Origin of the sequence: Pseudomonas sp. NFX98, from assembly GCF_047784845.1 — a bacterium.
Classification (GTDB): Bacteria; Pseudomonadota; Gammaproteobacteria; order Pseudomonadales; family Pseudomonadaceae; genus Aquipseudomonas.
The window spans coordinates 76,943-91,395 of sequence record NZ_JBLNNF010000021.1 but is presented as its reverse complement, the minus strand read 5'-3'; the positions used below and the strand labels follow the sequence as shown (position 1 = coordinate 91,395).

The window sequence follows — 14,453 nt, the reverse complement described above, 5'->3', positions numbered from 1 at the left end:
GGTTCGAAGCGGAAACAGTCACCGTTTCAAACGGATTTTTGAGCTTTTTTTGGTTGGTTCACTTACCTAATCTAGGCATTCCACTATTGATCAACGGACGATCAAACAATGCCAAGTTCTCCTTTAAATCCGAGAATACCCGTTCAGGATTTATCGATCTCTCCTTCTCAAAGTGTTCACTACGAACTGATCAAAAAGGCGATCCCGTCATGGCTGGCGAACGCCTCGATGAAAAGAGTCAGCGAGTTGAAATCGGTCGGGTTACGGATTCCCGATTGGTATAAAGCCGCTTCGGATTCAGCCCACCAGCGCTTGAAGAATGAGAACAAGCTCAGCTGGACGGCGCAGTGCAATGTGGATCGGGCGCTGAGCAGCCTGCAAGACGTCTACGCGTTCGCCAAGCCCTTGCTGCAGAAAGCGCTGAAAGAACGCTATTTCGTTGAAGACGACGTTGAGCAAACCTGGCTGCGCTTGTATGCGCCGGTGAAATCACCGTGGTGGGTGCATGACTTCGGATCAGGCACTCGCATCCGCACCCTCTCCTTGCTTGACGCGGCGCTGCACAATTTTTCCAGCGGCGAGACCTTCAGCACCGACTCCGAATTCATTACCCGTCCCAATGCCGCCGGACACTTCGCAGTAAAAAGCCTCAAGCACAAAATCAGCATCGAGCAGTTCAAATCCCTGTGCAGGGAACTGGACCTCGGCGCCCGCTACGAAAAGCATCTGAACGAGTATCTGCTTTCCAGCAACAGCGTGGCCAACAACGTGTTGCGCCATAAAGTCATCCTCAGCCAGAAGAGCACGCTCAATGCAGCGGCACGCATGGCGCTGATGAAACAGGACATTGACCAGGACGCCTACGAGGTCGTGCAGGGCATGCTCGATGATCGCAGAAACCTGCAATGGCAGGGGCAACCCGTTGGCTATTACAACCTGTGCATGATGGATGCATCCCTGACCGGCGTTGTCCTGATCGCACCCGATGTCTCCACTGCCAATGCCCCTGTCCCGGTGATCGCGTACATCCCCCATGACCCGCAGCACCCGCTCAAACAATACGCGTCGCCGCTCGAATTCATGGCGCAACTGACGCGGCAGTTGCGCGATGGCTCGTCGCCCGAAAACTACCAGCAGTTCTTCAGCCAGTTTGTCGGCCAGCAGCAACGCGGGTATTTCTTTTCCGGACTGAATGAGCGCCTGAGCAAAGTCAAATGGCACCCCGCCGCGCCCGGCACCAACCTGCCGAGCTGGCGTGAATGGCCTGTGGACAATCCCAATCTGCAATTCGGCCTGATGAAAATCCAGGACGATCGCCAGACCCGTTTCAACGGGGATCTGTGGGTCTATTTCTACCGGCAGAAACTCAACAAGATCCTCAACGATGCCAAGGAAATCGCAATCTCCACCGAGTACGCCGACCGCATGGCCCGCTGGGCCTGGTGGGACAATCTGGAGAAAATGTTTTCGGACATGCTCAATGCGGCGCTGCTGGTAGCAATACCGTTCGTACCAGGCCTGGGCACATTGATGCTGGCCTACACCGCGTATCAACTGACCGACGAGGTGGTCGAGGGCATTGTTGACCTGGCCGAAGGTCGCTTGGCCGAAGCTGGCGAACAAGCCATCAGTGTGCTGGAGAGTGTTGTGCAGTTGGGGGCGTTCGCCGCTGGGGCGACACTGGGCAACGTTGTACGGACAAAACTCTCGCCGTTTTTCGAAGGGCTCAAACCCGTGCAAACGCCCGACGGTCGGACACGGTTGTGGCACCCCGACCTCACCCCCTATCAACAACCAGACGCGGCCTTGCCAACGCAACTCCAGCCCGATGGTGCGGGTATTTACCAGCATCAAGGCCAACAGATTCTGCGGCTGGACGGCCAGCTGTTCGAATTGAAAGCAGACCCGGCAACCGAGCAATACCGAATCAAACATCCGCAGCGACCCAATGCCTACGCCCCGACTCTGCGGCACAACAGTCAGGGTGCCTGGGTCAGCGAGACGGAGAACCCGCGCAACTGGGAAGGCACGCCGCTGATGCGCCGAATCGGTCACACCACCGATGCGTTCAGTGACGAGCAACTGGAGCGGATTCGCGTGATCAGCGGCACTGAAGAAACCGCGCTGCGCAGGATGCATATGGAGAACACGCCCCTACCACCGTTGCTGGTCGACACCTTGCAGAACCTCGGTGCACCAGTGGCTCCCATGGCTCTGTCCGCCGATATCACCTCGCTGTTCAGTGAATTTCCCGGGTTGCCTGAAGCCGTCGCGGAAAAAATCTACCATGGCGCCACAGCGTCCGAGCGCCAGCAGATCGCACAAAACCAGCGCCTGCCGCTGCGCATGAAAATCCAGGCGCGCGAGCTGCTGTTCGAGACGCAAGCGGTCCGCGCCGCCCAGGGTTTGTACAACGATGCACTGGCCAACATCGACACCGAGCGTCTGGTGCTGGGCACCTTGCGCATCAATACCGACACCTTCGCCAGCCTGCGCATCGAGATACGCCAGGGCACGTTCGATGGCGAACTGCGTTGCAGCGCCGGGCCTGAGAACGCCAGGCAGGTGCGGGTCATGATTCACGAACTTTCCGGGAAGTATCAGGTGCGCGATGCCGCAGGCCTACCAATCCACGATGCTGACGGGTTCCTGCCCGCCCTGCTCCATGCCATGGGCCAGGAAGGGCAAAGTGCCTTGGGCTACCGGCCGGGTGATGGCAATTTTTTCAGGGAATGGATCATCGCCAAGACCGCACCGCCAAGCGAACGCCGGACGGTACTGGCCATGCCGCCCGTACGACCGGTCGCCGAGCATGAAACGATGCTGTTGGTTCGTGGTGGTGGCGTAAGCAGAGAAGCAAGAACGCTGCATGAACGCATTCAGGATCTGCATCAGAATTTCAGTGAGCGTGAAGTCGATACGTTCGCCAATGCCCTGATAGAACAAGGTCAGCCATTGAGTGTCATTGAGCAGCAAGCACAGGACCTTCAGGAACTGCGGGAGATCCTCAATACCTGGGAATACCGGCAGCCGGATGAGCTGATACACCGAAGCGACGGATTTCGAGACGGTGGCGGACGGCATATCTGTGAGCGTCTGATCGATTGTTTTGAACGAAACAATACGGATCTCGGCAATCGTACCGATCCGATGAGTTATTCCCTTGATCTATCCCGAGAGATGCTGCCACTGGACCTTGAAACCTGGTGGTCAAAACGTCCCGATCTGAACAAGTTCTTACACAAAGTCACGGTATTGAAACTCGACAACACGCGTTTTTCCGGCAAGGCGAACGGTTTGTTGAGTGCCTTCCCCAACCTTCGCGAACTGAGCGCGAAAGGTTGCGAGCTGACAAGCCTGCCGGAAAACATTGGCGCCATGCATCGGTTGGAGCGCCTGCGATTGAGTGACAACGAGATCGTGCTGGACGCCCCCGCCGTTGAGCAACTGAAGCACCTGACCTACCTGGAAATCCTGCGTCTGGATGAAAACCCTCTGGGCAGGGTGGTGGACATCTCCCGCATGCCAAGGCTGAAGGTCGTGGGAATGAGAGACACGGTGATAACAACCTGGCCCAAAGGCACGTTGAGTAAAACCAGGCCACGGGGATTTCTGCTGGACCTTCGAGACAATCCGATCAGCCTGATTCCCGAGGTGGTGCCCGGTTCGCCACAGGCCTGGGTGGTGGCACGCACCCGACTGGACGTCGGCAACCTGTCGGAATCGGATCAGATGCGCTACCAGGAAATCCGACGCTCGATGGCATTGCCCCCGGAACCCATCGTGCCCTCCAACAGTCAGGGTCAATGGGTCGTCAACTCCAACTACAGCGCGGATCTCTGGAACGATGTGCCCGGTTGGGGCATCGACCGTGCCAATATCTGGTCGGAGCTGGGGGATGAACCCCGGGCCGTGCGCTTCATGACAGTCTTACTGGAATCCCGGGATTCGGCCGACTTCCGGGCCGGCGGTCAGGCGCGGGAGCAATTGCTGCAGCGCGTCTGGCGCATGCTCGATGCCGTGTACGTCGACAGCGACCTGCGAGAAAAACTGTTCACCATGGCCGTCGCGCCCGTGGATTGCGCCGACGCCGGTTCGCAACTGTTCAATCACATGGGCATCCAGGTACTCGTCTACGAGGCCAGTGCTTATTCCACCGATCCGGCGCAGCTGGAGCAAAAACTGGTGACGCTGGCCAAAGGCGCGGCGCGGCTGGAGCAGGTGAATGACATTGCCCGGGCCGATGTCGCTAGTCGCGGCGGCAACCCTGATGAAGTCGAAGTCTATCTGGCTTATCAAACCGGATTGGCGCAACGCCTCGGCTTGCCCTGGCAATCAGAGCGCATGCTTTTCCGTCACGTGTCCGGTGTGACTGACGCCATGGTCGATCAGGCGTATGACACGGTATTGGCCTTGGGCGAAGGCGATGGGCTCGTCAACCGAATGCTTGAACAGGATTTTTGGGAAACCCATTTGCACGAACGATACCCGACCCGCATGGAAAGCAATAAACGGCGCTATCAAAACCTCTCGGATCAACTGGAAACCTTGCGTACCACCCAACGCGAATGGGTGGAGTCGACTTCCGATGCTCGTAAAGCCGAGCTGCGAGAACAGCTCCAATCACTCATGAATGATTTGCCCGCATTGGACACCGTGGTGTTTGCCGATGAGCCCATCAGTGAAGCCAGATACGACGGACTGCTGGTGGACCTCGGTGACCAAGAAAAAGAACTGGCCAGGCGCTTGACCCGAGCAGCCCTGCGCAAAGCGGGTCAATGACAACCTTCACGACATGACCCGCCAGCAGCCTGACGATTGGCCCAAACGTCAGGCTGCCTCACTTCAAGGCGCTGCGGCAATGAAGATCAGTTGCACATTGCCGTAGTAAACACCCGGTTTGTATCCGCCGACAGGCACTTTCGGCTGGATCTCCAGCGCAAAGCGCCCACCCGCCATGGCCTGATCTGCCGACACCACTTCCCGAGGTTGCGGGTCATGGCTCAACTCCTGGCCATTGAAACTGACGCGCAAAGAGATGTTCTGGTCATCGCGTCCGTTGGACAGATAAGGCTCTGTTTCCAGCCGTGCCTCAATCGCACTGGTGTCGTGCCTGACATCGAAATTCTTGCGCAGGCCCTCCAGAGATTTGGTGTGGATGTTCCATGGCAATATCTGTTCGCGATGTATCCAGTCCACTTCCGCCGGAATCACGTAAAACCCCAGCGTCGGTATGTCCACCGAGACCTCGAACCTGTGTTCTTCCCGAGCCGCGAACGCCAGGGTACTCACCAGCGCCATCACGCCAGCGCACACGCCGATGGCTGATTGCTTGATCATGTCTGCTACCTGTCACGTCAAAAACAAAATCGCGAGCAAGCAAATGCCACCCGCCCCTGCGGTGTCACTGGCTGGCAATGCGCAGCGCTTTTTTCGAGGCGCCCTCGACCAGATTGAAACGGTATTCCCGACCGGGCTTCTTTTCGAATTCGAAGGTTTTGCCCGCCAGAACGTGATGCTTGGTGACGGGCTCACACTCGGTTTCGTTCTTCAGCGAGCAGTTGCGAAACTCATCGATCAGCACCACGGTGTTGCCGTTGTTACGCAAGCGGTAAACACCGGTGCTGTCATCGATCACACTGTCGAAGCGGCTGTTTTTCGGGCGCACGAAGAACACCGTCCCGAAACCGGTCATGACGTTGACGCCCGCCGAGAGGTTCTCCTTGTAGGCGTCCCGTTCTTCACTCGACACGGCAAACTCGTCTTCTTTCTCCGGCACCACGGGTACGAAGCGCACGCGAAAATATCGCTCGGTGTCGCGGTCACCCATGTGCAACAGACGCGTGCCCTGCATGCCTTTGGCCGGCACGATCAGCCGTGCGGGGCTGGCCATCAAACCATCCCGGCTACTGCCATCCACTTGCGTTTTGACCGGAATTTCCTGATGCCCACCGTCGGCGTCGTAGACGATTTCGAGGATGTTGACCTTGACGAACGCCGTGCTGTCGCCACTGTTGAACACGCGCTTCAGGTAGGTGCTCTTCTCGCTGTCCAGGTAGTCATACACCGTGCCGACGTTAATCTGCGGGCCGGCCGAAATGGCCAGGGAAAAACTGCTCAACCCCATCAACAGCAACAAACGCTTCATAGCCATAAACCTCTTCACATTGAACACAACGCAAGCTCTACGTATCGCTACGCGGCCCATCAAACTTCCGAGTCCCAGATCACTGCGATATTGCCGACATAGCGAGCCGCCACACCGGGCTGCACGATTTGATTCACGTAATAGGGCGACATTTCAAAGTGCAGGATGCCGGGCTCCCGATGAACGAAATGCCCGGGCTGGAACACCTGCCGCTCCTGCCCCAACCCTATGCGCAAGGGTTGGCGATGGACCGGCTGGCCGGCCAGGTCGGTCAACCCGTTGGGCAGGCTGACACTCACTTGCACCACGGCTTCACGCCCCGAAACCGGGTCAACAACCAGGCAATTGAAAAGCAGCGCCTTGCCGCACTCCAATTGCATCTTGAAGCGCGACGACGCCGAAATAGTGAAGGTCTGGTCGCGAAACAGCCGTACCGGCTTGCGCCCCGCTTGCAACCAGCTCTGCCAGCCACCCGCCGGGACCAACTGGACTTTGTCGCCGCCGGGAGGAATCTCTACCTGGAGGGTGTGCTGAACATCGAGGTTGAAATTGATCATCAGGCTGTCATCGGTAGGCAACATGATGTCGCCCAGGTCGAAATCGCGCCCGGGACCCACCCCGTATGTAAGGCTGCCGATATACTGTCCCGGCGTCATTTCCAGCGGATTCGGGGTGCGAAGCTCATAGCCGATCTGAAACATGTCATAGCGCAGGCTTTCAATCCGATAAGCGGCCGTTGGCACACAGCTACTGCCGGGTGGCGTCAACCAAAAGAACGACCGCCACGTCGGCTCGACAAACATGCCTCCGGTGTAGCCACAGGGTGCAGGAGGATAAGTCCAGTTGTACCCACTCCACAGCATCTCGTGCGCGTCCGGATTACTGTCGGGCGCGCCCTCGCCAATGATGTTTTGAACCCGGTCCGGCAAGTAGTATCGGCCACCAATCGATGCTATACGCACCTGCAATGTCGACTGCTCTCCGGTCTCTTGATGAGTAACCTGCAGTGAGGTCCACTCGGTCGGGGGCTTGAACATCGCACCCTTTCGGGTATCGGTGTGCCCAGCTTCGATCGGGCCGATGGAATTGAATTCGATCGGCACCAAAATACTGAAGATCGATAGCCCTTCACAGAAAGTCGGGTAAATGGAGCAGTGCCCGGTGAACGGCGTCGTATTGATAAATTCATTACGCATCGGGTTGCCCGGATCGGGCTTGAACGTAGCAGTGACACCAATGGCGGCGGCCTGTGCCGACACCGAAATCAGCAGACTGAAAAGCGCCCCGAAAAACCAGAACAACCAGCGCTGAACCCCATTGCAAGTCCTCACACCTAAACTCCCTGTAAAAATTGACTCGAATGGCGAACAACGGCCAAGGACTGCGGCGTGTCCGCTCACTACGCGGCCCATCACACTTCCGAATCCCAGATAACTGTGACTACGCCGGAATACCTGCCGCCTATTCCTTCACCGGGGCGCAGCATGTTGGCCATCGAATGGGGCGGAACTTCGAAATGCAGCGTTCCCGGTGCTCGATCCACATAAAACGCAGGTTTGAAATTCAACGCATTTTCCGCACCTGGCCTCAGCCGCAGACGCCTCACTGGTTGGCTAGAAAGATCGGTCAGGCCATTGGGCAGACTGACACTGACGAACAGCTCGACTCGTCGGTTCACCCCAGAATCCTCCAGTGCGCACTCGCCATTCGTTCCTGGCCCGCAGCTCATTTGCATCTTGAAACGCGACGAGGCCGAGATATTGAAAGTCTGGTCGCGGAACAGGCTGACCGGTCGCCGCCCTGCCTGCAGCCAGCTCTGCCAGCCACCGGCCGGTACCAGCTGGATTTTTTCACCGCCGGGAGGAATTTCGACTTTCAGGGTGTGCTGTACGTCCAGGACGAAATTCAGGGTCAGATCACCGTCAGTGGGCAGCATCACATCGCCCATGTCGAAATCACCGCCAGGACCGATGCGATAGCTCAGATCACCGGTATAAAGACCTGACGACATGCCAAGCGGATTGGGCGTGCGCAGTTCATAGGCGAAATCCAGGTACTCGTACGACATGCCTGGAATCGGAAAACTGGCGGTTTTAACGCAGGTGCCCTGTACGGGGGTTTTCCAGAAAAAACCGTAGCCATAGTCGTGGAAGAGCCCGACACCGCTGTACTGACAGGGCGGTGCCGCATTGACCCAACTTGCACCGCCCCACAATGCCCGATGCCCTTCCAATGCATTGACTGCGCCGGTGAGATTGGCGGCGGTATCGCTGAGCGTGTACCAGGAGCCAAAACCGGCGATCCGCACCTCCACCTGTTCCGTTGCCCCGGTCTGCGCATTTCTCACCGTCAACACACGCCATTGCGCCGGGACCGTAAACATCGAGCTGTTGCGCGGTGAATCATTGGGCCGCATGGCCCTGGCCGACTCAAAGCGCATCGGCAGGCGGATGCTGAACATTTGGTTGTCTTCGCACTGGCCGGGATAGTCCGCGCAGTAGCCACTGACCGGGGTCTTGTTGATGAACGTATTGCGCTGCGGGTTCGCCGAGTCGGGGCGAAACAATGCCCTGATTTCCTGATTCACCGCTTCGGCCGAAGGCGCTACAAACAGCGCCAGCAGGCACAGCCATTGCGGCAGACAAGCCTTGAAATTCACCATTCAACTGGCCTCCTGTCGAGCGAACGAGGCATCCGCCAAAGTGTCCGGCGAGCAGCGCAGATCGCCGATCATCAACACATTGTTTTCACTGCGGTGCTTGTCGGTATCGAGCCGGAACTGGCACAGCAACTGGTCGGCGAAACGCACTTCCAGGGTTGGCGAGCCGGCATGCATTTCCATCGAGAAAAAGCCATCCACTTCGCTGACCCCACGGCTGGCGTGATTGATCACGTGGTGGCCCTTGAGCGGGCGACCTTGCGGATCAAGCAAACGACCCAGGACGGTCAGGGTTTTCATCACGCGCACCTTGCGGTACTCGACGCCGCCCTTGTTCAGGTGATAGCGCGTACGCGCCGGTTCGATGTTCGCCGCCGGAACGTCGTTGCCATCGAAGTCAAAACTTACCGAACTGTTCTTGTAGGCTGTGAGCGGTATGAAATTGCGCCCCGGACGCAACGCCGAGCTGCCACCGCTGAAGTCGTCGGCCCGCAAGGCAATGCCGTCGATATCGGATTCGATGTCGACGATCATCCCCGCTCCGCGTCCCTGATGCTGGCTGGTCAAGGCCAGTTGCCGGGCGCCGACCACCAGCGTGCTGTCGAGGTTCAGGCCACCGGTAAAGTTGTCGTTGAACGACGATCTTTGGATGAAGCCGTCGCCGTTGATCATGTCGGTGCGAAAGTTCGCCAGGCTCGACAGACCGACACCGTAGGTATCGGTAAGCGCAGTCACCGAGACACTTTGCAGTACGTGGTCCTGCAGGTCCTGGCGGAAACCGACGGAGGCGTTGTTGTCGCGACTGCCGTCACAGGCGGTGCGACTGCCGATGCTGCCGGAAATCTGCTGGCCAGGACGACCCAACGCCATGTTGATACTCAGGTCGACACCACGATTGCGCGCATCGCCGCTGCTGAAGCTGCCCGGACGATCAAACAGCGACAACCGCCAGTTGGCATCACTGCCAAACAACACAGTACGTTGTGTCCAGCCCACATCCACGCCGACACCCTCGACGTTGCCTTCGCTGTGCGAGACCCGTGCGTTGAGCGAACTTTTGCGGCTGATCCGATGGTTCAGCGACAGCGACGAATTGCTGGTCTCACCTGTGAACACGTTGCGTTGGCGCACGCGGGTGCCGTCGGGCAGCGTGTCATAGGTGTTGGTGGTGTCGAGCCAGCTGCGGTTGTGGCTCACCACCAGACTGCCGGAGCCATAGTTGTACAGCGCTTGCAGATCGGCACCGGTGCCGTGGTCTTCGGTTTGATAAACGTTGGCATAGAGGCTGACGCTGCTGGCCAGGGTCCAGTCGATGGAACTGCCGTATTGCAACGTGTTGCGAACCTGCCGCGCGGACAGCCCGAGAATCACCCGTGGGTGCAGCAGATAGTTGATCGCCGCGCCCGCCGTGGCATCGCCGCTGTCCTGTTGGTCCCAATTGCTGAACAGTTTGCTTTCCTGTCCGGCGAACAGGTTGTAACGCCAGCGCTCATCAAGGTTGCGCCAATTGTTCGGCTTGTAGATCAGTTCCTGGGTGGTCGAGGTGGTCTGACCGTCTTCGATCAGGCGCACTTCCACTTCGTAAATGCCGCCGGGCAAGGGGCGTGTGTCGAGGGTCTGCAAACCCGCCGGCACCGATTGTGTGTTGATCAACAGACCGTCACGGTAGATTTCAACGGACCCCTGTCGATTGGCCGTCACGTAAATCGGGTAAACACTGGGTTTCGGACTGTCGATCGCCAGGCTGTCGGAGCTGCCGTACATCACACCCACGGTGGTATCGGGACTGGTGCCGAACGAACGCGGCTGGCGCGTCAGACCTTCGGAGTTGGGCGTGAAATAACCCAGACGAAAGAAACTGCCCTCCAGCTCACGCTGGGTAAAAAGCTCATGCACCGCGTGGTAGGTCTTGTCATCCGGCCCACCCAGACGCGCCAGTTGCATGTTGAAAGTCTGGCTCCAATTGCCCAGGCTGGCGCTGGCTTCCAGGCCAAAGCGCCCACCCAGGTCTTGATCCTGGCCACCGTTCAGATTGAGCTGATTGCGCACCATCAGGCCGCTGCTGCCGCCTTCAGGCTGATCGAAGTATCGTTTGGCTTCGCTGTCGCGCTCGGCATTTTCGGTGACGATCGACAGCAAGGAATTTTCAAGGTTGTAATGCACTGCCAGCATCTGCTCCGGGCATTGGCCGGTGCAGTTGCCCAGCATCACACCAGGTTTAAGAATGTCGGCCCAGGTCTCGCGCTCACTGGCGCCGAAGCGGCTTTCACTGGTGTCGGTGAATTCGAGCAACGTCACACGGTCATCGCGCGACAGCACAATCATCGCTTCGCCGAGGGGTTGTTGATCGAGTTCGACCCGAACCGCCAGCGGGACATCGAAAAAATGCTCTTCGAATTCAGCCGGCAAGCCCTTGGCCTGTGCCAGCAAACTTCGCGGCGAGTTATCAATGGAAGTGGGCGCCGCAAATGCACTGCTACATAACAGCAGCGCAAGCGCCGCCGCGATGGGCGTCATCGGGAACATGAACGAGTACTCTAATTACGAAAAAGTTGAATCCCGGCCGACATTTTTTCATTGCCGGCCGGTCACGTTACTTAAGCAAGTAAGCGCTTATAACTATCGTTCAAGCTCAAATCGCGACAGGAAGAACAGCATCAAACGTCATATTTACCGAACCCGTGTATGACCCAGGTGCGATGTTTGGACTAACGGCCTTGATATTCAGTGGTGCACGGAAATTAACGTTCGACTCGGTTTCGCCGACCACCATTTGCGGAGTTGTGGAAAGGACTACACCATTGATTGCCACTTGCAGATTGATTGCGTTGGAACCGGAGTACAGTTGCGGCACGTTATCCAGGCTGGCGTGTACAGACCCATTGTTGTTGATCATGTCAAAGAAGCCATTGACTTCTCCCATTTTGCCGGTAGTAGGTTGATAGCTCATGTCCTGGTCCTTGTTGACCAGATCCGGATCGGTCGGGACTACATAGAAACCGTTGGTTGGCACTTCAGCGATCAGGCTGATCGAGTGACGGGCCTCGCCCGCGGCAAATACGGCCGAAGAACTCAGAGCCAGAACAGCCAAGGGAGCAGCGAACGCGATTTTCTTGAACATCTTTCAGTACCTGTTTTTGAAATAAAAGGATCTAAGTATTGAAAGTTCCACTGGAGCAAAACAGTCACGAGCAGTGATGTTCCAGCGCAAATTTCAACGCCGAAAGATGATCGACCAAATAGTCCGGAAAGTAAGCAGGCAAGTTCCTTTAATGGCGTAGCCAAAGTGCTACGACAGCAGAAAGAAAAATACTGGAATATTGATAAAATCCCTGTTCGACTGTCAGATCAAGACTACATCAAGCCATTATATTGACAATAAATGCCGACAAAGACACTGCGATTTCTGTAGGAGGGATATTACAAAACCAATGAATTAAGGCGTGAATCGTACAATTAGAGAGTTAACACTAATTTCAACTTGTTCGCCCGTTTTAAAGGCCGGTTTCGGAGCCGCGAATGCGCCATTTTCAATGGCGGTTTAGCCTGGCGTGGCGACCAGCCGTTGGTCGGGGGGCCTTGCGAAGGGCTTAAGATATATCTTAAGTTGTATCTAAACACGGCGAGAGAACGTAAAAATGAGAGACCATCATTCCCCCCACCGCGAACACGGCGATGGCCGCGACGGCTTCGAAAAACGCCCCGGCCGCGAACGCGGTGGCCGCGGTCCACGGGTATTTGCCCCTGGGGATCTGAAATTACTGCTGCTGGCGCTGATCGCCGAACAGCCCTGCCACGGATACGATTTGATCCGCCAGATCGAAGGCATGTTCGACGGCGCCTACAGCCCCAGCCCCGGCGTGATCTACCCGACCCTGACGTTTCTGGAAGAGAGCGAAATGATCCTGGGCGATGCCGAAGGCGGCAAAAAACGCTACAGCGTGACCGACGCCGGGCGCCAATCCCTGACCGAGCAAGCGGTCGCCCTTGAAGGCGTGCGAGTGCGCATCGATGTCAGCAAACGTTCGCTACGCGGCCATGATCGCCCGGCGGAAATTCACGAAGCGGTGCATAACTTGCGTCATGCCCTGCAACTGCACCATGGCCGTTGGAGCCCGGAAGAAATCCTGCGGGTGCGCGACCTGCTCAACAATACCGCCAAAGCCATTGTCGACGGCCCGACCGTTCAAACTGTCCAGGAGAAAGCGCATGACTGAAGTGATCACGCAAACCATCCACCGTGTCATGCACGAGATAAAGCGCCGTCGTCTGGAAGTGCTTCGTGTAGTCGACCTGACCCCGCGCATGCGCCGCATTACCTTGGGCGGCCCGGAGTTGGCCGGTTTTGTCAGCCTCGGCACGGATGATCACGTCAAGTTGCTGTTCCCGCAGAACGCGGCAGAACAGGCTGCGCTGGAAACTCTCGTGCTCGGCGCGGGCAAGGACAACGGGCCGATGCCGGCCATGCGTGACTACACCCCGCGCCGATATGACCTCGATTCTCTGGAACTGGACATCGACTTCGTGCTGCACGGCGACGGCCCTGCCTCGACCTGGGCCGAACAGGCCAAACCCGGGCAATTCCTGCATATCGGCGGGCCACGGGGCTCGATGATCGTGCCGGACATGTTCGACAGCTATCTGCTGATCGGCGACGAAACCGCCCTGCCCGCTATTGCCCGACGCCTGGAAGGCCTGGCGGCCAATCGCCGTGCATTGGTGATCGTCGAAGTGGAAAATGGAAAGGAACAGCAAGTGCTGGATAGCGCCGCCGAGGTCAATGTGATCTGGGTGCTACGTGAAGGTGGCAAGGATCATTTGCTCAGTACCGTACGTCAGATCCAGGTGCCCACTGGCAGCCTGTATGCGTGGGTCGCCACCGAGAGCAAAGTGTCGCGGCAGATCCGTCGGGTGTTGCTGGATGAGCATGGGCTGGACGATCAGTTCGTCAAAGCCGTTGGTTATTGGAAGCTGGGGGACGGCGAAGAGGATTAACAATCCTCAGCCCTCTTCGCGAGCCACCGATCCAACCCGATCAGCACAACCGAAAGCAGCACAAACCCCGCCAACAATCCCCCGGCATTGATAAATACCTGGGGATAACCCAGTTTCTCGACATCAATGAAGGGATACGGATAAACCGCCAGCAGGTGCCCGCGCAACAGCGCATAGCCGAAGTACACCAGCGGATAAATCACCCACAGCGCGATATGGTGCAAACGCAACAAGCCTTTGGGCACGCAGCAACACCAGTAGACCAGAAACAACACCGGCATCACGTCGTGCATCAGCTCATCGGCCAACCATTGCCAGCCTTCGGGATGCCATAGATGGCGCAGCAACAAGTTGTACGCCAAGCCAACCACAATGATGCTCACGGCAATGCCACTGCTGACCCATGGCTGCAAGAACCAGCGACGCGCAGCGGATTCGCGCGAGGTCAGTTCACAGGTCAGAACGGTGGCCACCAGCGTATTGCTCAGCACGGTGAAGTAGCTGAAGAAACTCATCAGCCCGCCCAGCAGGCTGGCTCCAAGAGTCCAGCGTGAATGGAAGATCAGGTACATCTGAATGCTCAATCCGGCCCACCCGAGGGTGGCAGCCACGGCCACAAAACGACGTCGCACGGCAGGCGGGTTGAGCATG

At 57.6% G+C, this 14,453-nt stretch carries 10 protein-coding genes; 3 read left to right on the top strand and 7 right to left on the bottom strand.

Features of this window, described 5'->3' with window-relative positions; translation table 11 throughout:
* Positions 1–108 precede the first annotated feature (108 nt).
* Positions 109–4,782: a dermonecrotic toxin domain-containing protein gene (locus ACM110_RS25025; protein ID WP_416129861.1), complete on the top strand. Its 4,674-nt coding sequence runs from the start codon at positions 109–111 to the stop codon at positions 4,780–4,782.
* A 63-nt stretch (positions 4,783–4,845) separates the two neighbouring features.
* Here the strand turns inward: ACM110_RS25025 and ACM110_RS25020 are convergent, their stop codons facing one another.
* The 6 genes from ACM110_RS25020 to ACM110_RS24995 form a co-directional block, all read right to left on the bottom strand.
* On the bottom strand, positions 4,846–5,340 hold the full coding sequence (locus ACM110_RS25020; RefSeq protein ID WP_416129860.1) for a CS1 type fimbrial major subunit: 495 nt from the start codon (positions 5,338–5,340) through the stop codon (positions 4,846–4,848).
* Positions 5,341–5,404: 64 nt separating this feature from the next.
* Positions 5,405–6,148 carry a molecular chaperone gene (locus ACM110_RS25015; protein WP_416129859.1) on the bottom strand — a complete coding sequence of 248 codons (744 nt, stop codon included), beginning with the start codon at positions 6,146–6,148 and terminating at the stop codon, positions 5,405–5,407.
* 59 nt (positions 6,149–6,207) lie between these two features.
* On the bottom strand, positions 6,208–7,449 hold the full coding sequence (locus ACM110_RS25010; RefSeq protein ID WP_416129858.1) for a hypothetical protein: 1,242 nt from the start codon (positions 7,447–7,449) through the stop codon (positions 6,208–6,210).
* Between the two features lie 110 nt (positions 7,450–7,559).
* A complete protein-coding gene (locus ACM110_RS25005; RefSeq protein WP_416129857.1) occupies positions 7,560–8,810 on the bottom strand; it encodes a hypothetical protein in 1,251 nt (416 codons plus the stop codon).
* Positions 8,811–11,333 carry a TcfC E-set like domain-containing protein gene (locus ACM110_RS25000; RefSeq protein ID WP_416129856.1) on the bottom strand — a complete coding sequence of 841 codons (2,523 nt, stop codon included), beginning with the start codon at positions 11,331–11,333 and terminating at the stop codon, positions 8,811–8,813.
* 106 nt (positions 11,334–11,439) lie between these two features.
* Complete coding sequence (locus ACM110_RS24995) at positions 11,440–11,928, bottom strand: CS1 type fimbrial major subunit (protein ID WP_416129855.1); 489 nt, start codon at positions 11,926–11,928, stop codon at positions 11,440–11,442.
* A 517-nt stretch (positions 11,929–12,445) separates the two neighbouring features.
* Between ACM110_RS24995 and ACM110_RS24990 the strand changes: the two genes are divergently transcribed.
* Together ACM110_RS24990 and ACM110_RS24985 are read left to right on the top strand one after the other, a co-directional pair.
* On the top strand, positions 12,446–13,024 hold the full coding sequence (locus ACM110_RS24990) for a PadR family transcriptional regulator (protein ID WP_416129854.1): 579 nt from the start codon (positions 12,446–12,448) through the stop codon (positions 13,022–13,024).
* Entirely contained in the window at positions 13,017–13,802 is a 786-nt protein-coding gene (locus tag ACM110_RS24985; protein ID WP_416129853.1) for a siderophore-interacting protein, read from the top strand. The genes ACM110_RS24990 and ACM110_RS24985 overlap by 8 nt, the downstream gene beginning before the upstream one ends.
* Here the strand turns inward: ACM110_RS24985 and ACM110_RS24980 are convergent.
* A complete protein-coding gene (locus ACM110_RS24980; protein WP_416129852.1) occupies positions 13,799–14,452 on the bottom strand; it encodes a Pr6Pr family membrane protein in 654 nt (217 codons plus the stop codon). The two genes, ACM110_RS24985 and ACM110_RS24980, sit on opposite strands and share 4 nt — an antisense overlap.
* Between the last annotated feature and the right edge of the window lies 1 nt (position 14,453).

Bases quoted from the DNA above. Each gene is read 5' to 3' on its own strand.
- ACM110_RS25025 (WP_416129861.1), top strand. From the start codon at position 109: ATGCCAAGTTCTCCTTTAAATCCGAGAATACCCGTTCAGGATTTATCG.
- ACM110_RS25020 (WP_416129860.1), bottom strand. From the start codon at position 5,340: ATGATCAAGCAATCAGCCATCGGCGTGTGCGCTGGCGTGATGGCGCTG.
- ACM110_RS25015 (WP_416129859.1), bottom strand. From the start codon at position 6,148: ATGAAGCGTTTGTTGCTGTTGATGGGGTTGAGCAGTTTTTCCCTGGCC.
- ACM110_RS25005 (WP_416129857.1), bottom strand. From the start codon at position 8,810: ATGGTGAATTTCAAGGCTTGTCTGCCGCAATGGCTGTGCCTGCTGGCG.
- ACM110_RS25000 (WP_416129856.1), bottom strand. From the start codon at position 11,333: ATGTTCCCGATGACGCCCATCGCGGCGGCGCTTGCGCTGCTGTTATGT.
- ACM110_RS24995 (WP_416129855.1), bottom strand. From the start codon at position 11,928: ATGTTCAAGAAAATCGCGTTCGCTGCTCCCTTGGCTGTTCTGGCTCTG.
- ACM110_RS24990 (WP_416129854.1), top strand. From the start codon at position 12,446: ATGAGAGACCATCATTCCCCCCACCGCGAACACGGCGATGGCCGCGAC.
- ACM110_RS24985 (WP_416129853.1), top strand. From the start codon at position 13,017: ATGACTGAAGTGATCACGCAAACCATCCACCGTGTCATGCACGAGATA.
- ACM110_RS24980 (WP_416129852.1), bottom strand. From the start codon at position 14,452: ATGCTCAACCCGCCTGCCGTGCGACGTCGTTTTGTGGCCGTGGCTGCC.